Genomic DNA, 16,350 nt, shown 5'->3' on the forward strand with positions numbered 1-16,350 from the left:
CGGTAACATGGTGAGAGATGTTACGGGCTTCAACTTACCGAATTCGGGGGAATTAAACCATACAAGGCAATGCAGCCGACGTCTTACTTAGTGCGAATTTTTCACGTTCGCTGCGCTCCCATTTTCGTACAAAATGCACACAAGCTAAGCCGCTTTTGATTGCGGCGTTAGTTGAAACAATGACCGAAGCTCAAAGAACAATAGAAGAGTTTGTAGATTACGTCTTGTCAGGAAAGACGGCTATTTCAGATCTGAGTGAGCTTGCAACTCACTTAGACAAGCTGGCCTACTCTATAAATCACGTAAATTACGAGTTTGATGAAACTGATTATCCTGATGCACCGGCTAGAAATTATGCAGAATCTAGAGCCATCGTAGAGAAGCGGTTTCCTGAGCTTGGCTATTACAATGTAGTAAAAGATATTTCTGAAAATATAGAAAGTACTAAAGTTCTTGTTGGTGATTCCGTCGATGATCTTGTGGACATAGCCGGTGATCTTCAGGACGTTTTGTGGTATTTCGAGAATACGTCAGCTGATGATGCACTTTGGCACTTCAGAAATAGCTATACAAGCCACTGGGGGCGTCACCTTAGGGATCTTCAATTTTATCTCCACGACAAACTATGATAGCAACTAACAAGGTAATGAACTTCGCGCGCGAAGGGCGCGCGCCGGACGGCCTACGCGACGCTTCGGCCGCCGGTTATTACGACGTTAGATCTCTATGAAGTATTTACTACTTATTACATTTATTGCAACTTCAGGGTGTGACGCCCTATATGGCTTGCGTATGCCGATGAAACCGGCATATGAGGGCGCTTGGGATTGTGTTTACGAGAACATTGCCTCGATCAATCTCACGGCTGAGTCTAGAAATAGTAACCAGCTTTCCATATCTAGTGCATCAAGTGGTAAGTACCTGTTTTCCGTGATGCCAAAATACGGAAATGAAATGGAGCTATATTTTATGCAAATGCATGCTGCGCCAAGTTGTGAGGACGCAAATGAATCTCTTAGTAAGATGAAAGAGTTCATAAATTTAATGGAAAAACACTGTAATTATAAGCCAACCTCCTACGAAACAAATATGGAGTGCAGCTCGAACAAACACAGGCAGTAAAGCTACGGCCCTTCGGGCCTCTGCGCAATGCTTTATCTTGTGCTCCTTTTGCGCGGGTCACTACGCTCCCAATTTTGCGTAAAAGTAAGCCGCCCCTGCTGTGGTCGTTAGGGCTCCAAGTTCCCCACCTAATGTAGACACCTCATTATCAACTAACGAGGTACCTGAGCATGAGCAAGAAACGTAAGAACAAATACAACCACTACACCGAAAACTTCCGCCGAGAAACTGTACGTCGACCTGAAGACCCCTGCATAAGCGCAGCTGAAGTATCCGAAGATTTTGGTATACAACCCGGACAGATAAACAACTGGCATCGCTAGTACAAGCCGCTGTCGAAAAAGCAGTTCAATAGCATGAATGGGGTGGGCTACTCGGTGGAAGAAGGTGAAGAAGTCGGCTAGCTAAGGCGACAGATGAATGATCTTAGAGAAGAATATGAATTCCTAAAAAGGCAACGGCGAACTTCAGCAGAGACAACTGGTAAAGCACGTTTTTATCGATTCTCCCAGGGGTGAGTACGCGATCTCAAAGATGTATCGTTGGTCAAAGGTTAGCCGCTCTGGTTACTACAAGTGGCGTAGGCGTGCTCCCAGCACCAGGGACGCCAGGAAGCTGGAAGCGGAACGACTCTGATTAACCTGTTTTTCTTGATTCAAGTCTCGCTATGCCCCCCCAGGATGACAGTCAAGCTCAACGAGAGCGGATTGCCGACTAGCGAGAATACAGTTGCAAAACTGATGGCAAAGCAAGGACTTGAGGCAAGGAACGGTAAAGGTCACAAATACTTCCCCGACGTACTGGCCAACAATAAGGTGAGCGATAATCTGCTGAGACGCCGATTTCAGGCAGCAAGCCCAATGAAAAGTGGATGTCCGATATTACTTACATCAAAGTTGAAAGGGGTTTTGTGTATCTTGCGGTGATTATGGACTTATTATCACGTAAAATTGTTGGCTGGTTGCTCGATGCCACAATGACCAACCAGCTGATCATCGATGCCATCGAGATGGCAGGAGCTTCATGTAAGGTAGAGCCAGGCCTGATTCTACATTCAGATCGAGGCGTCCGGTATCGCCCTGGGGAGCACCCGGCGCTATTGCTTGACAAAGGGATCAGGCCGAGCATGAGCTGTAAAGGCAAGTGCTGGGATAATGCAGTGATGGAGTAATTTTTCGCGCTTCAAAGTAGAGGTGCTCTATACAGAAGATGTTACGAAGAAGCAGGAAGCGTATTCCTGCATCTTTGACTATATCGAGCGTTTCTACAACAGCCACCGTCGACACAGTACTTTAGGCTACAAGAGCCCAAACGCATTCGAGCAAGATTATCATTGTATGTGCGCCTAAACAGTGTCTACTTTTGGCGGGGAGGATCACAATAGAGAAATGAGATTTTCACCCGATCAATTAGAGATTAAATGCCTCATGATGGCGCTTGAATAGAGAATCTATTCGGAAGCCATTTCAGTATATTTGAATGTGGCCTTCGCTCATTTTATGAATATAAGACAATTTAAAAAATCATGGCTAAAACTAGCATATTATAGGACAACTTAGTTGAAATACAGAATCCCCGTCAGCAACGAGCTGCTAGCCTACTTTAACCAGAACCGCGTGTACTTTACGCCATTTGGAACTTGTAAAATGCAAGGGCGCTTTAGACCTAATGAACAACTAGCATTTCCTGCAGATGGTGTCATTGAGCCTTATTGCAATTACATTAATGGGAGCATTTTATTCTCAATGGGTTCATTCTCTTTTTCGAGGAGCCCATTGCCTTTGGACACAAAGGTTGGTCGCTATTGCTCCATCGGAGCCAGAGTCAGCGTGTTGGGTATCGATCACCCAATCACCAGGTTTACAACATCATCAATCACCTACGACAAGCAAGCTATTACCAGTCTGAAATTTTTTGAAGATAACCCTGACTTATCTAATTTTCAGGTAAGAAACACCGAACCTAAAAATCAATTGGGCGTAACGATTGGTAACGATGTGTGGATTGGTGAAGATGTTTCTATTGCTAGAGGGGTAACAATTGGTAATGGAGCTATTCTTGCAGCAAAAGCATTGATAACTAAAGATGTACCGCCCTACTCAATTGTTGGTGGCGTGCCGGCCAAAGTGATTCGGTATCGCTTTTCCAATGAAATTGTAGAGCAGTTATGTCAATTGCAGTGGTGGGACTATAAGGTTAAAACGATATTGTCAGACAATGCCGATGTCGACATCCAAGAATTTATTATTAAAGCAGTTCGCTCTATCGAATCCGGCAAAGCTGAGCCATATAGACCGAACGTTGTTGACATAAAAAATCTAAAACCATTTCTAGCGCATGCGTAAGGAATGTACATATAACAGGTGACAATGGCCTCAAGCCGACCTTTTAGGCCATATTTCCTTCTCAGCTAGCCCCATTGCGTACCATGGTTTTTAGGATGACAATCATTTTACGCATGCATGCTAGCAGAGCAAATTTCGGCCGCCTGCCGGCGGCCCTGAGGCGCTCGTAGCAGGCTATAAATTTCTTGTTGCACTGGATCGTCGACATCATCGCCATGAGCATCACTGTGTATTTGATACCGCCCGCCGTGTATTCGGTTCAGACCTGGATAGCGGCCACTCTCGCGGTTGATGAGTGCCACACCGACTGGTGCAGCTCTCTCTTTGTTGTTCAGGGTTCCCAAGTCGGGCAGTGCGCAGGCCATAACCTTACCAATGCCCGGTATACTTTAAAGTATATGTTTTTTCTTTCCACTCATCGGTTTGGGAAATCTTGTCATAAAGGTCTCGTCAAACTTTTCGATCAGCGATTTTGGCATTTTGAGTATGACTTTAATGTTGGTGGGCAGCTCTTTAGGCATGGGGGATAGGCGGTTTACTCTATTGCCTGCATCTCCACCGCCTGTCGGTTACGAACCAGTAAATCACTAATTTTCCGGCTATTTTCTGGTGTTATGCTGGTTTGCCCCGACTTTATGCTGCCGCCAAAATGTGTAATTAACTGGCTATCAATTTTGTGTGTTTTCGCTAGTTGCCCAATGGAGCCAGCAAACCGTCGCAAGTGAAGCGGATTGGCGACGATAACGCTCAAACCCTGTCTGGCAACATCGAACACGAAGATTTCCTCCATACGACCAGTGGCTTCAATGACGATACGTGTTGGCTCCTGTACCTTGATACGCCTGATCGCTTCGCGCACTGCCTTCGCATCATTGCTTGCAGTAAAATATTCACCGATGGAACGAACAAAAAATATCGAGCTCTTTTTCGGCGCCAATTCCGACATTGAATTCATTGTGCTGCGAAGATTTCATTGATAAATTAACTCTTTATTGCTATCGAATCTCGGGGCCCTGATGACTATTCGAGTTGTTACTTTGAGTCTATGCGATGCTCCAACTTGTTAACTGTTTCTCGATAGAGGAGCCAGACAGGCATCGAACCACCGCATAAAAGGCCTCTGGTTGTAGCCAGAGTTGGACCTCAATTTTGCCCGTTTAGAAGAGCATGTACACCAGACAAGCGTAGGCAGCTTACTTCAATTCCTGGAGCGGCTTCTGTGGGACGGCCTACGCTTCGCGTCTGCGGCCCCTGCAACGAGTGTTAAATGGATCGGAGCAGCATGGTCTTTAGCGAATACAAAGCTCAGATGGACAGACTTCGACGATACGAGTCAGACGACGAGTGGTTCTTTGAGAATCTATGTGAGTCTATTCTTAGTCGGAGTGAGCCTTTTGAGGCATATAAGGCCATAGAGAGTGTCGTCCAGGTTGCTGTGTCAGAGAAAGAAGCTGACTTCTTCTATTATCATATCCAGTTCCTAATCAAGCTTGGGCGGGCGGCAGATACCTCTCAGTGTCCAGATGCCCTCATGGAGGCAGCTCCTGCTCTCTGGAAAAAGGCCGGGGAATTGGGCGGGGCCGAGGAAGCATCCGCTCAGGAGTTACTTGCCTGGTGCAGGATTCCATTTAACAAGAAACTGCTGCCGATCGCTGATGTGCCGACTGAGTGAAGTGTTAGAGTTTAAATTACTCATGAACAAAACAATTTTACTAATACCTTTTGTTTCAACTCTTCTACCAGGATTATGATTTTCACGGTAGTCTTGCGAAGAGGAACTAGCAATAGTAACTAAAATCTGCGCTCAGAAAGCTGAAGATGAATATTCTGAAATATTAGAGAATATGCTCCATAAGGGGCAAGATGCGTTAAATGCCATAGACCTATATTACTACAAAGGTATAGACGCTCTTATGCATTCTTATGATGCATATATTGATGCAACAGTAGTAAGTTTGAATGATTTACTTCAGCGCCCTATATCTTCCGAGACGAGGGAAAATGCAGTGAAGTTTTTATCTCGCGCAAAGAAACTGCGGGAATATCACTCTAGCACTGCGAAAGATATGAAGTATTATAAGAAATCAATTGACATTCTAAATAATCTCGAATCATCTAAAGAAGATAGTCTTGGGGAAAAAGAATCAATTCGAGAGCGGCTGAAAGAACTCCGTCGTTTGTCTGAGAGTGATCGTGCCAACTAAATCTAACAATCCACAGCAGGCGCTCCCGGTGGTCGCTGTGACAACCTGATCTTCCCCACCAAAAGTAGACACTACTTAGGCACACATCCGATGATGATCCTGCTCGAATGCATTTGGGCTCTTATATCCCAAAGTACTGTGTCGACGGTGGCTGTTGTAGAAAAGCTCGATATAATCAAAGACGCAGGAATATGCTTCTTTCTTCGTCGTGACATCTTCGGCATAGAGCGCTTCCACTTTGAAGCGCGCGAAAAATGATTCCATCGCTGCATTATCCCAGCAATTGCCCTTACGGCTCATGCTAGGCCTGATCCCTTCATTGAGCAATAGCGCCTGGTACTCACCGGAGCGATACTGGACGCCTCGATCTGAATGTAAAATCAAGCCAGGTTCTACTTTACGTGAAGCGACGGCCATCTCGAAGGCATCGATGATCAGCTGATTGGTCATCGTGGAATCGAGCGACCAGCCGACTATTTTACGTGAGAATAAGTCCATAATCACCGCAAGATACACAAAACCCTTTTCAACTTTTATGTAAGTGATATCGGACACCCATTTTTCATCGGGCTTGCTGGCCTGAAATCGACGTCTCAGCAGGTTATCGCTGACATTATTGTTGGCCAGCACGTTGGGAAAGTATTTGTAACCCTTACCGTTCCTTGCCTTAAGTCCTTGTTTTGCCATCAGTTTTGCAACTGTGTTCTCGCTAATCGGCAGTCCGCTCTCGTTGAGCTCTACTGTCATCCTGGGAGAGCCATAACGAGACTTGAAGCGGGAAAATAGGTTAACCAAGAGGCGCTCCGCTTCCAGCTTCCTCACGTCCCTGGCACTAGGAGCACGCCTCCGCCACTTGTAGTAACCAGATCGGCTAACCTTTGACCAGCGGCACATCTTGGAGATCGCGTACACACCGCGAAGAGAATCGATAAAGGCGTACCTCACCATTTGTCTCTGCTGAAGTACGCCGTCGCCTTTTTTAAGAATTCATTCTCTTCTTTAAGATCGCTCACCTGCCGCCTTAGCTTACGGATCTCTTCACTTTCTTCCATTGAATAGTCCACCCCATTCATACTATTGAATTGCTTCTCCGACAGCCGCTTGTACTGGCGGCGCCAGTTGTATATCTGCCCGGGGTGTATACCAAGATCTTTGGCTACTTCCGCTGCGCTTACGTTGGGATCTTCAGATCGACGTACTGCTTCTCGGCGGAAGTCTTCGGTGTAGTGGTTGTATTTGTTCTTACGCTTCTTGCTCATAATCAAGCACCTCTTTAGTTGGTAATGAGGTGTCTACTTTTGGTGGGGAAGTTGGAACCAAAACGCTACACTCACCCTTCCGCCGCTGCGCGTTGCATTAGGTAATCCATGAATCCAGATAAAGCTGATCGCAGAAAAACCACGAAGTTGACCGACCTCCCTAATATTGGCAAGGCCGGCGCTTCTGACCTGAAATTACTTGGCATCACGAGCCCGGAAGATCTTGTGGGACGCGACCCATACCAAATGTACGAGGAGCTCTGCAGTGCGACTGGCCAGAAACATGATCCTTGCGTAATTGATGTGTTTATATCAATTACTCGCTTTATGGGCGGCGATGAGGCCAGGCCCTGGTGGGTATATACATCGGAGCGTAAAAATGCTCTCGGGCCAAAGTAAAGCCAGCATACCTAGAAAGTCACGCAAGCTTTCTCCGCGCTCTATCAATTGCTTCACGGGTCTGGGGTCACAGCGTCACTCCCTTCGCTGAGCGTTAAAGGAAACTTAGAATGAGATTCGTATTTTTGTTCTTACTGCTACCGGGCATTGCTTACTCAAGCTGTGATCAGTCACAGCGTCAAGTCTATGGTAGTGAACCAACGGCGTCTGAGTTGTATGAAGCGACTAAATCAATCGATAACGGCGCTTGGCAGGATGGTGAGTTTGGAACTGAGAAGTTTTTCTATTTAGGGCACCTCAAGTCTAGAGGGAAGACAGTCTATGCAACCTACTTATCCACCGACTGGGGGCTTTCGGAATGTAGCCGAATTACAAATCGGCTTATTTTTTTCGATAAACATAAAAAAGAGATAGCGCAATACTATGGTGTTCAAAAGCCAGAAATAAAGAATGGGAAGTTAGAATTCCCCAAGGGTGAGACTGGCTTGAGCAGCGTAGACATAATCTACGGTCTCCCTGAGCAACTGAATGACGGGAATGACATCTTTCCCATTGACAGAGCACAGCGTTAACCAGCGGCTGTAGTTGTCCCTGCGGATCTAAGAGAGGCTTTCCTCTGCCTCACAGATCTCAGCACGGCGTCAACTTCGCAGGTCACCCATAAACGATAGGCACCCTGTATAGCCAGATTTGGCTTAAGATGGATTTGCATCATGAGTATCAAAATAATTGAGGAGCAATCATGTTTGATCACGTCGTATTCGGAGTCAGCGATTATGCCGCTAGCAAAGCATTCTATCTCAAGGCGCTAGAGCCACTCGGCATCGCTGTTGTGCTGGAGGGAGAGCTCGGTATCGAGCTCAGCGCGGACGGCCGGTCCTCACTTTGCCTGTTCGAAACCGAGGAGCAGCCAGCGCATTTGCACCTGGCTTTCATGGCCGAAAATCACCGGCAGGTCGAGGCGTTCCATCGCGCAGCACTGGAAGCGGGCGGTACGGATAATGGCGCGCCGGGGCTGCGCTCGCAGTATCACGCGAACTACTTCGCCGCATTCGTCATCGATCCGGACGGGCACAATATCGAGGTGGTTTGCCACCAGCCCGCTACCTTATAAATTCTCCGCGGTAGTGTTCACGGCCCAATTTTCCACAGCGCTCCAAACCCTGCGCCATGTGGTACCAGAACCATGAAACATATGAAAGTGGAACTTCGACATAAGTTGGGCCTCGCGCTCCTGGTGACGATAGCGCTACTGGGCGTACTCTATTACATTTTGAATGCTCACCCACTAAAGATCGCTTTCAATCTATCCGTGATCTCCGCAGGGTTATGGATTCACGCGCGGGCAACAAAAGAAATGTATGTTTCATTCGTGAGTGCAGGATGGAAACCTTGTCGCTATCGTGTATCCGGCACGAATATAACCTTGCGCCAGGATCCGGCCGGTGTGTCAGACAAGTACATACCTTTTTTCCGCATCAACTATCAATTTCAAGGTCAGGATTTTTCCATCACCTCTGAAGATAACCTGAACCTGCACCTTAAAGAAATTTGTTCCACGTCGCAGGCAGCGCGTGAATATCTCGGCAGGATTGCAAACTTTTATTATGGGACCAAGCTGTTTGTAAACCCAGACAATCCACAGATTGCATATCTTCGCACGGGGCTTTCCAGGGATCAGGTCGGCATCTATATTTTTTCACTGGTGTTGATCCTACTCCCGGCTCTAACGCTGCTTGGAGTCATCGAATGGCGCTGATAGCTCGCCGTGTATCAATGCGGAAAATGCTCAAATTATCTACAATTGCTACCGTGTGTCTTTTTTCAAAGTTACCCACAAGACCGATGCATAGCATCCGAGCCGGCGCAATCCCCGGATAATAGACAGAGTTACAACATACTTATGTATTATTTTTTCAAGATATTTGTTACTGCGCTTCTGGTCGTCGCCATTTCCGAGGTGTCCAAACGGAGCTCATTAATCGGTGCGGTTTTGGCCTCTGTGCCCCTGGTTTCGGTACTGGCCATGCTCTGGCTATACATTGACACCCGGGATATCGCAAAGATCAGTGCCTTATCGACCAGTGTCTTTTGGCTGGTACTGCCTTCCCTGGTTTTATTCGTTCTATTACCCGTTTTCCTGAAAATGGGTTGGGGCTTTTACTTGAGCCTCTTTACTGCAATTGCGGCAACGGTTGTCAGCTACTTCGCCATGATTGCTGCGCTGAATCATTTCGGAGTGAAACTATAAGATAGGCGTTCGGAAGTGAGCGGTGGATGCGTTCACCATAAGGAACGCGAAAGCAGCCTTACTGGAGTTATTCAGCACATTGGCGACTTTTTAGCAGTTATTCACAAGCTATTAATACAGAATGCGGAACATTGATGTTATCCCCAGGCTTTCCAATCATCAGTGAGAGCGCATATTGTTCCTGTGGAGAAAAAATGGCAGAAACAGGCAATGCAGAGTTAGCAACCAAATTTCTATCGATGGTCGCGGCAGGCAATGTTCGCGAGGCCTATGATCGTTATGTGGCCAAACATTTCCAACACCACAATGCCTATTTTCCGAGCGATCGCGAGTCCCTGCTTCTAGCTATGGAACAAAGCGCCGAGGCGGAGCCAAACAAGTCGTTTACCATCAAGCAGGTCATTGATTCCGGGGTACGCGTGGCAGTTTATTCACACCTGAAACGTGCGGCAGTCCCGGTGGAGTATGCCGTTGTCCATATCCTGCGATTCGAATGCGGACAAATTGTGGAAATGTGGGATCTGGGGCAGGAGATACCCACAGACTCGCCCAACGACCTGGGCATGTTTTAGCCGCCACGGTAATATGGGTCTCGTCGCAACTGCCGATGATACCGCCGTCCACTGGCTGATCCATCAGGTTTCGATCCACCGTGGCAACCACTGGTAATGCACAATGTTAATAAGACAACCCCACCAACGCGATGCAGCGGCACTGGCCCGCTTTTACACCAGCAATGCCGGGCATCTGCAGCCGTGGGAACCTTTGCGTCCCGAGGGTTATCACAGCGTATCGGCCTGGGAGGCGCGTCTGCGCGAACGCGAGCGGGAACAGGCCGAGGGCCGCGCGGCATACTTTGCCGGATTCGATCCCCACACTGGCGCCACCATCGGTGTCTGCTCACTGACCAATATCGTCCGCGGTGCGTTTCAAGCCTGCCATATGGGTTATGCGGTGGACCTGAGTTACCAGGGGCAGGGGTGGATGAAGGCGATCTGTCTTCATGCTATCCATTACGCCTTCGAAGAACTGCGATTACACCGCATTATGGCCAACTATATTCCGCGCAATGAAAGGTCCGGACAACTGCTGCAAACCCTGGGCTTCGAGCAGGAGGGACTGGCAAGCAAGTACCTGTTGATTAACGGCCGCTGGGAAGACCATGTGCTGACGTCACTGCTCAATCCCAACAGCAGTCACTGACACCGCTGGCACGCCCGCCACATTTTCAGGGGAGCAGCCTGCGGCATGGAGAGGTGAGCGCACTGACACATCCCTGTGTCATAGCGGCATCAGCTGCTGGCGGCGGGTGTGGTTGTTCTGGGGGTATCGCTGCACTGGGCAAAGTAGTCGATACCAAAAAGCAGGGGTTCACGACGGCTGAACTGGTTGGCCCCCTTGGCGGAGGAGAACAGTTTCAGCGCATAGTGATCGTCATTATCGGCATAAACGAGCTTGTAGTCCCGATCTTCCTTGGGAAGGAAGGAAAGGTAGCGATCTGCGTTTTTATCGCCGTAATAGACCGAAAAAGAACCATAGAAAGGCTGCAAAGTAGAAATCTTGACGGTTGCCTTACCCTGCGCAAGGTCGATCTCACCCATATAATCAGTGAGGCAGCGCGATACGGTCAAGTCCATATAGCCCCACGGGACATCTTCGCCCTGCTTCAGCCCCTCCACCTCAAACTTAAGATAAGTGAAATCCTGTTCAGGATTAAATTCGTAGACGGGGAACGCCGCGCACGCAGCCAGCACAAAGACTGCGATAAACACGAATATTTTTTTGCTCAACATTATTGTTAACCCGATAAATTATTAGTTAATAATATAAATTTAAGCGTGCTACTTCTTGGCAGGCAGCTGCTTTTCATTCAGGAATCTGGTCAGCGCATCCAGCAGAGCTCTCTGCCCGGCACGAAGCCTGCGAAGACCTCCAGCACCGTTTATTGACGCCCCGGATAGCAGTACGGAATATTTTTTACTCACAGGAACCTCGTCGCTAATGAGCGTGGCGCCCTGCGACGGCAGGGTATAGGAGTGATGAAATACCGCGCGACCATTCACCGGGATGAGCTTACAGGAGTGCATCATCGGATCCTGCCCAAACGTACTTTTGACTTCCTGGGGCAGGACATTGCATTTCTCTTCCGAGATCTTTTTAGCCTCATCAACAGAATGCAGAATAATCGGCTTGCTCACCTGCAGGCTTATATTGTTTTTAAGCGGGGTTCCCGCGTACTTTCCGTCATAGAAAAACTCAATGTATTGAGAGTTAACCTGCTTGAAGAGTCGCTGCAGCAATTCCTGATCCGTGATCCTGGCTATACCCGAAACGTCTTTAGATGAGGCCTTTGCCGACGCTGCTGATGCACCCGTACCCGCTGCACGCGCCTCTTTCGGCCCAATAACGAACCACTCGGCATCAGGCATTTTGATGGTGAAGCCGAATCGACTTTTGAGCGCAGTATCCGCGTAGAGGCTGGCGCTCGGCAGCGACAGCAAAGCTCCCAGAAAAAGGCTCGCCGGAGCGAAATTACGTTTTTTTTGTTTTATCACTAGTTCCTCCATGGTGTCAGTGGCCATGCGCCCAGCACCGGCGCGCACATCCTGCATGCCGCCGTCATTATTTCCTACTCGTGACCGATTCAGCAAGTTGTGTCACTATCCCTCGATAGTCAGGACAAAAACTGGGAACGGAATCTTGATCAGGAATTTTTTACACTGCGAGCGTGAAACTGCCGAGCACAGCCATGGCGGTGAGGGCGCTATTGAGGTACAGAAGGTATTTCGCCGCGCCGATTTCAGCGGTGCCTGGGACTTTGCCCTGCGCGTAATCATGCCGCCGGGCAGCTCGATGGGATTGCACGAGCACGGCGAGGACGAAGAGATGTACATTCTCCTCGACGGCGAGGGCCTGATGACCACCGACGGCCGTGAGCAGCGCGTTGGCCGCGGCGATATGGTCCTGAACCGGCCCGGTGGGACACACGGCCTGCAAAACGACAGCGACCGGCCGATAGAACTGCTGATTCTTCAGGCCAGCCTCAAATAATTTAGCGCGACAACAGACACAGCCAATGAAACAACTAAAAATGCTCGCGCTGTCCGGCAGCCTGCGCCGGGATTCCTATAACAGCGCCGCGCTGCGCGCACTGCAGCTACTGGCGCCGGCGGCTATCGATATCCGCGTGGGTGATATCGGTGGCCTGCCGCTGTTCAACCCGGACCGGGAAGACGAGGCGATCGCCGCAGTCGCGGAGCTTAAAGCCGATCTGGCGCTTTGCGACGGGCTGGTGATCGCCAGCCCGGAATACGCGCACGGAATCAGCGGGCCGATGAAGAATGCGCTGGATTGGCTGGTGAGCGGTACGGAATTTCCGTCCAAACCGATCATGCTGATCAATACCTCGCCGCGCGCGCACCATGCGCTGGACGCGCTGAAGGAGGTGCTCGCGACCATGTCCGGCACGCTGTTCGAGGAAGCATTCGTGTCGATTCCACTGCTCGGCAGTGGTCTCGACAGCGCAACCATCGCCACCGATAGTCTCTGCGCGGAGCAACTGTGCCGCGGCCTGCAGGCGTTTGCCGCGGCTATCCGCACGCTGCAGAGCGGCTGAGACCCACGCTCGATGGGGACGGCCGCGCCGGTTCAGTTGTAAAAGCCGGCCAGTTGGGATAAAAAGCAGGCCAAATTCAATTCCCTATCCCAAAAGGCCTTTCCGATGCGCTATTTAACCGCATTACTGGCTCTGTTGGTGTCTGTGTGCAGCCATGCCGCAGACGCCCAGCGCCCGCAATTCACCTTCACCGCCATTCCCGACCAGAACGAAGCCGAGCTGGTGCGCCGATTCAGCCAGGTGGCCGACTACCTGTCGGAGGAGCTGCAGGTGGATGTGAAATACATTCCGGTGAAGAGCTACCCGGCGGCGATCACCGCCTTCCGCAACAACCAGGTGCAGCTGGCCTGGTTCGGCGGCCTGTCCGGTGTACAGGCGCGCCGCGCGGTGCCCGGTTCGGAGGCCATCGCCCAGGGCTACGAGGACCAGCTGTTCAAGAGCTACTTCATCGCCCACAAGAGCACCGGCATCAAAGCCGGTGACACGCTGCCCAAGGCCATCGCCGGACACTCGTTCACATTCGGCTCCAAGGGGTCCACTTCCGGGCGCCTGATGCCGGAATTCTATATTCGCCAGACGTTCGGCGAGGCACCGAAGAAGGTCTTCTCCCGCGTGGGTTTCAGCGGCGACCACAGCCGCACCATCGCGCTGGTGCAGTCCGGCGCCTACGATGTCGGCGCGGTGAACTACTCGGTGTGGGACAAGGCCGTTGCCGACGGCAAGGTGGATACCAGCCTGGTGTCGGTGATCTGGACCACCCCCACCTACGCCGACTACCAGTGGACCGTGCGCGGCGATGTGGACAAGCAGTTTGGTGCCGGCTTCAAGGCGAAGCTGACCAAGGCGCTGCTCGAGCTGCACGACAAGAAAATCCTGGATACTTTCCCGCGCAGCAAGTTCGTGCCCGCCAGTAACAACACCTACAAGGCGATCGAGCAGACGGCGACCGATATCGGCCTGCTCAACGATTTCTGATGGGCGACCTGCTCGAGCTGCGCCACTGCCGGCTCACCTACCCCAGTGGCGATCGCCGCGGGGCCGAGCGGCTGGCGCTGGCGATCGACCAACTGAGTATTCGTACCGGTGACCGCATCGCGCTGCTGGGCAGGAGCGGTGCCGGCAAGAGCACGCTGTTGCACCACCTGCGCCGGCAGCTGGCGCATACCAGCAGCTGGTGCCCGCAGCAGGCCTCGCTGGTGCCGCAGCTGAAGGCCTTTCACAATATCTACGCCGGCGCGCTGCAACGCCACTCGGCGCTCACCAACCTGAAGAACCTGCTGCTGCCGTCGCCGCGCTTTCGCGCGGAGATCGCGGCACTTGCAGAACCGCTCGGCATTGCCGAATTGCTGTGGAACAAGGCGGATGCGCTGTCCGGCGGCCAGCAACAGCGCGTGGCCGTGGCGCGCGCCCTCTACCAGCGCAAGCCGGTGCTGCTGGCCGATGAGCCGGTGGCGGCACTGGATCCGCAGCAAGGCGAGCAGGTGCTGGCGCTGCTGCTGGAGCGCCACGACACCGCGGTGGTGGCGCTGCACGACGCCGGGCTGGCGCAGCGACTGTGCAATCGTATTATCGGCCTGCGCGACGGTGCCCTGCTGTTCGACTGCGCCGCCGAAAAGGTGGACGACGCCGCGCTCGCGCAGCTGTACCGATGATCGGTTTCCTCGGCGAAGCGCGCAGCCTGCGCAAACTCACCTTCTATTTTGCTCTGGCGGCACTGCTGTGCGTGGCCTTTGCCGATATCCAGATCACCACTCGCAGCCCCGGCCACGAGCTGTGGCTGATGGCGCACGGGCTGCTGACACCGCGCATCCCCGACTGGCACCAGTGGCTGGATGCCGTGCTCTACACGCTGACGTTTTCCCTGCAGGGCGTGGTACTGGCCGCGATCGGCGGTTTCGCGATGGCGGTGTTTTACCAGCGTGCCCGCGTGCGTCTCGTGGCCGCCTGCCTGCGCTCGGTGCACGAGGTGTTCTGGGCGCTGCTGTTTATCCAGGTATTCGGCATTTCCACGCTCACCGGCGTACTCGCCATCGCGTTGCCGTTTGCCGGCACCATGGCCAAGGTCTACGGCGAGCAGCTGGAGGAAGTGGATGCGGCACCGTCGCGCGCGCTGCGCGCAGCCGGGCGCACAACGCTCAGCGAGTTCTTTTACACACGCCTGCCACTGGCGCTGCACGCGATGCGCCACTACACCGGCTACCGCATGGAGTGCGCCATCCGCTCGTCGGTGGTGCTCGGCTTTATCGGCCTGCCGACACTGGGGTTTCACCTGGAGACGGCGCTCAGGACCGGCGAGTACTCGGCGGCCAGCGCGCTGCTGCTGACCCTATTGGCGCTGATCTATTCGCTGCGCTTCTGGTTCCGCGCCAGATTGCTGTGGCTATTGGTACCGGCGGCGTTTATCGCCAAACCCATCTCATCACCGGCGGGGGTCAGCGGCCTGGGGCAGTTCCTGCACGACTGCATCCCGGCGCCGCTGCGCAGCGACTGGCCACTGGAAAAGACCCTGCACTGGGCACAGTGGCTGGGGGAGCAGGTGGTCACCGGGGTGTGGAACACCGCACTGCTGGCACAGATTGCACTGGTGCTGACGGGCACCTTTGCCCTGCTCGGCTCCACGCTGAACTCCTCGCACTTTGTCAGCGGTGCCGGGCGGCGCCTCGGCGACGGTCTGCTGCTGTTGCTGCGCTCACTGCCGGACTACCTGCTGAATTTTATCGGCCTGATCGTGCTGGGGCCGTCGATGCTGCCGGCGATCATTGCCATGACCCTGCACAACGGCGCCATCATCGGCCATCTGCTGGGCAAGCACAGCGATGAAGTACCGGCGCCGGCATTTCCGGCGCCCAGCCTCAGCCGTTTCGCCTATCATTACGTGCCCACGCTGTACCAGCGCTTCCTGGCCTACTGCTTCTACCGCTGGGAAATCATCATCCGCGAGACAGCGATGCTGGGGGTACTGGGCATTCCGACGCTGGGCTTTTATATCGACTCGGCCTTCCAGTTTATGCATTTCGACGCGGCGCTGATCCTGATCGCCGCCAGCGCCGCTCTGACACTGGCCGCCGACCAGGTATCGCAGCGGCTGCGCCGGCAACTGCGCCCGCCGGTGGCGGCGGTCCGCGCGGTGGTGGCACCAATCACGAGCTGAAAC

General features: G+C 52.1%; 22 protein-coding genes. 17 read left to right on the forward strand and 5 right to left on the reverse strand.

Annotation, left to right across the window (positions count from 1 at the left end):
* The first annotated feature begins 179 nt into the window (after positions 1-179).
* The 3 genes from ABDK11_RS17875 to ABDK11_RS17885 all read left to right on the forward strand — a co-directional run bounded on the left by ABDK11_RS17875 (position 180) and on the right by ABDK11_RS17885 (position 3,467).
* Positions 180-629 (forward strand): DUF5063 domain-containing protein, encoded by a 450-nt coding sequence (locus ABDK11_RS17875; RefSeq protein WP_346837883.1) that lies wholly within the window; start codon positions 180-182, stop codon positions 627-629.
* 1,334 nt (positions 630-1,963) lie between these two features.
* Complete coding sequence (locus tag ABDK11_RS17880; RefSeq protein WP_346840217.1) at positions 1,964-2,293, forward strand: DDE-type integrase/transposase/recombinase; 330 nt, start codon at positions 1,964-1,966, stop codon at positions 2,291-2,293.
* A gap of 388 nt (positions 2,294-2,681) precedes the next feature.
* Positions 2,682-3,467: a CatB-related O-acetyltransferase gene (locus ABDK11_RS17885; RefSeq protein WP_346837884.1), complete on the forward strand. Its 786-nt coding sequence runs from the start codon at positions 2,682-2,684 to the stop codon at positions 3,465-3,467.
* A gap of 535 nt (positions 3,468-4,002) precedes the next feature.
* On the opposite strand, the gene ABDK11_RS17890 is transcribed toward ABDK11_RS17885, so the two are convergent.
* A complete protein-coding gene (locus ABDK11_RS17890) occupies positions 4,003-4,413 on the reverse strand; it encodes a transposase (protein WP_346837885.1) in 411 nt (136 codons plus the stop codon).
* Positions 4,414-4,734: 321 nt separating this feature from the next.
* On the opposite strand from ABDK11_RS17890, the gene ABDK11_RS17895 reads away from it, so the two are divergent.
* A complete protein-coding gene (locus tag ABDK11_RS17895) occupies positions 4,735-5,139 on the forward strand; it encodes a hypothetical protein (protein ID WP_346837886.1) in 405 nt (134 codons plus the stop codon).
* Between the two features lie 241 nt (positions 5,140-5,380).
* Positions 5,381-5,671, forward strand: a complete 291-nt coding sequence (locus ABDK11_RS17900) for a hypothetical protein (RefSeq protein ID WP_346837887.1) — start codon at positions 5,381-5,383, stop codon at positions 5,669-5,671.
* Positions 5,672-5,746: 75 nt separating this feature from the next.
* On the opposite strand, the gene ABDK11_RS17905 is transcribed toward ABDK11_RS17900, so the two are convergent.
* Positions 5,747-6,619 carry an IS3 family transposase gene (locus ABDK11_RS17905; protein WP_346837888.1) on the reverse strand — a complete coding sequence of 291 codons (873 nt, stop codon included), beginning with the start codon at positions 6,617-6,619 and terminating at the stop codon, positions 5,747-5,749.
* Positions 6,613-6,930: a transposase gene (locus tag ABDK11_RS17910; protein ID WP_346837889.1), complete on the reverse strand. Its 318-nt coding sequence runs from the start codon at positions 6,928-6,930 to the stop codon at positions 6,613-6,615. Before ABDK11_RS17910 ends, ABDK11_RS17905 begins: the two co-directional genes overlap by 7 nt.
* Positions 6,931-7,038: 108 nt before the next feature.
* On the opposite strand from ABDK11_RS17910, the gene ABDK11_RS17915 reads away from it, so the two are divergent.
* The 7 genes from ABDK11_RS17915 to ABDK11_RS17945 all read left to right on the forward strand — a co-directional run bounded on the left by ABDK11_RS17915 (position 7,039) and on the right by ABDK11_RS17945 (position 10,783).
* Entirely contained in the window at positions 7,039-7,329 is a 291-nt protein-coding gene (locus ABDK11_RS17915) for a helix-hairpin-helix domain-containing protein (protein WP_346837890.1), read from the forward strand.
* A 110-nt stretch (positions 7,330-7,439) separates the two neighbouring features.
* Positions 7,440-7,901, forward strand: a complete 462-nt coding sequence (locus ABDK11_RS17920; protein WP_346837891.1) for a hypothetical protein — start codon at positions 7,440-7,442, stop codon at positions 7,899-7,901.
* A gap of 170 nt (positions 7,902-8,071) precedes the next feature.
* A complete protein-coding gene (locus ABDK11_RS17925; RefSeq protein WP_346837892.1) occupies positions 8,072-8,443 on the forward strand; it encodes a VOC family protein in 372 nt (123 codons plus the stop codon).
* Between the two features lie 72 nt (positions 8,444-8,515).
* A complete protein-coding gene (locus tag ABDK11_RS17930; protein WP_346837893.1) occupies positions 8,516-9,088 on the forward strand; it encodes a hypothetical protein in 573 nt (190 codons plus the stop codon).
* A gap of 144 nt (positions 9,089-9,232) precedes the next feature.
* A complete protein-coding gene (locus tag ABDK11_RS17935; RefSeq protein WP_346837894.1) occupies positions 9,233-9,580 on the forward strand; it encodes a DUF3147 family protein in 348 nt (115 codons plus the stop codon).
* Between the two features lie 194 nt (positions 9,581-9,774).
* Positions 9,775-10,152 (forward strand): nuclear transport factor 2 family protein, encoded by a 378-nt coding sequence (locus tag ABDK11_RS17940; RefSeq protein ID WP_346837895.1) that lies wholly within the window; start codon positions 9,775-9,777, stop codon positions 10,150-10,152.
* Positions 10,153-10,255: 103 nt separating this feature from the next.
* Complete coding sequence (locus ABDK11_RS17945) at positions 10,256-10,783, forward strand: GNAT family N-acetyltransferase (RefSeq protein ID WP_346837896.1); 528 nt, start codon at positions 10,256-10,258, stop codon at positions 10,781-10,783.
* Positions 10,784-10,872: 89 nt separating this feature from the next.
* Here the strand turns inward: ABDK11_RS17945 and ABDK11_RS17950 are convergent, their stop codons facing one another.
* On the reverse strand, positions 10,873-11,373 hold the full coding sequence (locus ABDK11_RS17950) for a hypothetical protein (protein ID WP_346837897.1): 501 nt from the start codon (positions 11,371-11,373) through the stop codon (positions 10,873-10,875).
* Positions 11,374-11,421: 48 nt separating this feature from the next.
* Complete coding sequence (locus ABDK11_RS17955; protein ID WP_346837898.1) at positions 11,422-12,192, reverse strand: hypothetical protein; 771 nt, start codon at positions 12,190-12,192, stop codon at positions 11,422-11,424.
* A gap of 88 nt (positions 12,193-12,280) precedes the next feature.
* On the opposite strand from ABDK11_RS17955, the gene ABDK11_RS17960 reads away from it, so the two are divergent.
* From ABDK11_RS17960 to ABDK11_RS17980, 5 genes are all read left to right on the forward strand, one after another.
* Positions 12,281-12,631, forward strand: a complete 351-nt coding sequence (locus ABDK11_RS17960; RefSeq protein WP_346837899.1) for a cupin domain-containing protein — start codon at positions 12,281-12,283, stop codon at positions 12,629-12,631.
* Positions 12,632-12,656: 25 nt separating this feature from the next.
* The gene (locus ABDK11_RS17965; protein WP_346837900.1) at positions 12,657-13,196 is read left to right on the forward strand and encodes an NAD(P)H-dependent oxidoreductase; all 540 of its coding nucleotides are present in this window, start codon (positions 12,657-12,659) and stop codon (positions 13,194-13,196) included.
* Between the two features lie 105 nt (positions 13,197-13,301).
* Positions 13,302-14,171: a putative selenate ABC transporter substrate-binding protein gene (locus ABDK11_RS17970; protein WP_346837901.1), complete on the forward strand. Its 870-nt coding sequence runs from the start codon at positions 13,302-13,304 to the stop codon at positions 14,169-14,171.
* On the forward strand, positions 14,171-14,848 hold the full coding sequence (locus tag ABDK11_RS17975) for an ATP-binding cassette domain-containing protein (protein ID WP_346837902.1): 678 nt from the start codon (positions 14,171-14,173) through the stop codon (positions 14,846-14,848). Before ABDK11_RS17970 ends, ABDK11_RS17975 begins: the two co-directional genes overlap by 1 nt.
* Complete coding sequence (locus ABDK11_RS17980; protein WP_346837903.1) at positions 14,845-16,347, forward strand: ABC transporter permease subunit; 1,503 nt, start codon at positions 14,845-14,847, stop codon at positions 16,345-16,347. The genes ABDK11_RS17975 and ABDK11_RS17980 overlap by 4 nt, the downstream gene beginning before the upstream one ends.
* The last annotated feature ends 3 nt before the right edge of the window (positions 16,348-16,350 follow it).

Source organism: Microbulbifer sp. SAOS-129_SWC, assembly GCF_039696035.1.
GTDB lineage: Bacteria > Pseudomonadota > Gammaproteobacteria > Pseudomonadales > Cellvibrionaceae > Microbulbifer.

What these genes read in the sequence shown, in the direction of transcription:
- ABDK11_RS17955 (WP_346837898.1), bottom strand. Translation starts at nt 12,192, where the DNA reads ATGCAGGATGTGCGCGCCGGTGCTGGGCGCATGGCCACTGACACCATG.
- ABDK11_RS17895 (WP_346837886.1), top strand. Translation starts at nt 4,735, where the DNA reads ATGGATCGGAGCAGCATGGTCTTTAGCGAATACAAAGCTCAGATGGAC.
- ABDK11_RS17935 (WP_346837894.1), top strand. Translation starts at nt 9,233, where the DNA reads ATGTATTATTTTTTCAAGATATTTGTTACTGCGCTTCTGGTCGTCGCC.
- ABDK11_RS17945 (WP_346837896.1), top strand. Translation starts at nt 10,256, where the DNA reads ATGTTAATAAGACAACCCCACCAACGCGATGCAGCGGCACTGGCCCGC.
- ABDK11_RS17965 (WP_346837900.1), top strand. Translation starts at nt 12,657, where the DNA reads ATGAAACAACTAAAAATGCTCGCGCTGTCCGGCAGCCTGCGCCGGGAT.
- ABDK11_RS17915 (WP_346837890.1), top strand. Translation starts at nt 7,039, where the DNA reads ATGAATCCAGATAAAGCTGATCGCAGAAAAACCACGAAGTTGACCGAC.
- ABDK11_RS17920 (WP_346837891.1), top strand. Translation starts at nt 7,440, where the DNA reads ATGAGATTCGTATTTTTGTTCTTACTGCTACCGGGCATTGCTTACTCA.
- ABDK11_RS17890 (WP_346837885.1), bottom strand. Translation starts at nt 4,413, where the DNA reads ATGTCGGAATTGGCGCCGAAAAAGAGCTCGATATTTTTTGTTCGTTCC.
- ABDK11_RS17905 (WP_346837888.1), bottom strand. Translation starts at nt 6,619, where the DNA reads ATGGTGAGGTACGCCTTTATCGATTCTCTTCGCGGTGTGTACGCGATC.
- ABDK11_RS17940 (WP_346837895.1), top strand. Translation starts at nt 9,775, where the DNA reads ATGGCAGAAACAGGCAATGCAGAGTTAGCAACCAAATTTCTATCGATG.
- ABDK11_RS17925 (WP_346837892.1), top strand. Translation starts at nt 8,072, where the DNA reads ATGTTTGATCACGTCGTATTCGGAGTCAGCGATTATGCCGCTAGCAAA.
- ABDK11_RS17980 (WP_346837903.1), top strand. Translation starts at nt 14,845, where the DNA reads ATGATCGGTTTCCTCGGCGAAGCGCGCAGCCTGCGCAAACTCACCTTC.
- ABDK11_RS17910 (WP_346837889.1), bottom strand. Translation starts at nt 6,930, where the DNA reads ATGAGCAAGAAGCGTAAGAACAAATACAACCACTACACCGAAGACTTC.
- ABDK11_RS17930 (WP_346837893.1), top strand. Translation starts at nt 8,516, where the DNA reads ATGAAACATATGAAAGTGGAACTTCGACATAAGTTGGGCCTCGCGCTC.
- ABDK11_RS17950 (WP_346837897.1), bottom strand. Translation starts at nt 11,373, where the DNA reads ATGTTGAGCAAAAAAATATTCGTGTTTATCGCAGTCTTTGTGCTGGCT.
- ABDK11_RS17900 (WP_346837887.1), top strand. Translation starts at nt 5,381, where the DNA reads ATGCATTCTTATGATGCATATATTGATGCAACAGTAGTAAGTTTGAAT.
- ABDK11_RS17975 (WP_346837902.1), top strand. Translation starts at nt 14,171, where the DNA reads ATGGGCGACCTGCTCGAGCTGCGCCACTGCCGGCTCACCTACCCCAGT.
- ABDK11_RS17970 (WP_346837901.1), top strand. Translation starts at nt 13,302, where the DNA reads ATGCGCTATTTAACCGCATTACTGGCTCTGTTGGTGTCTGTGTGCAGC.
- ABDK11_RS17875 (WP_346837883.1), top strand. Translation starts at nt 180, where the DNA reads ATGACCGAAGCTCAAAGAACAATAGAAGAGTTTGTAGATTACGTCTTG.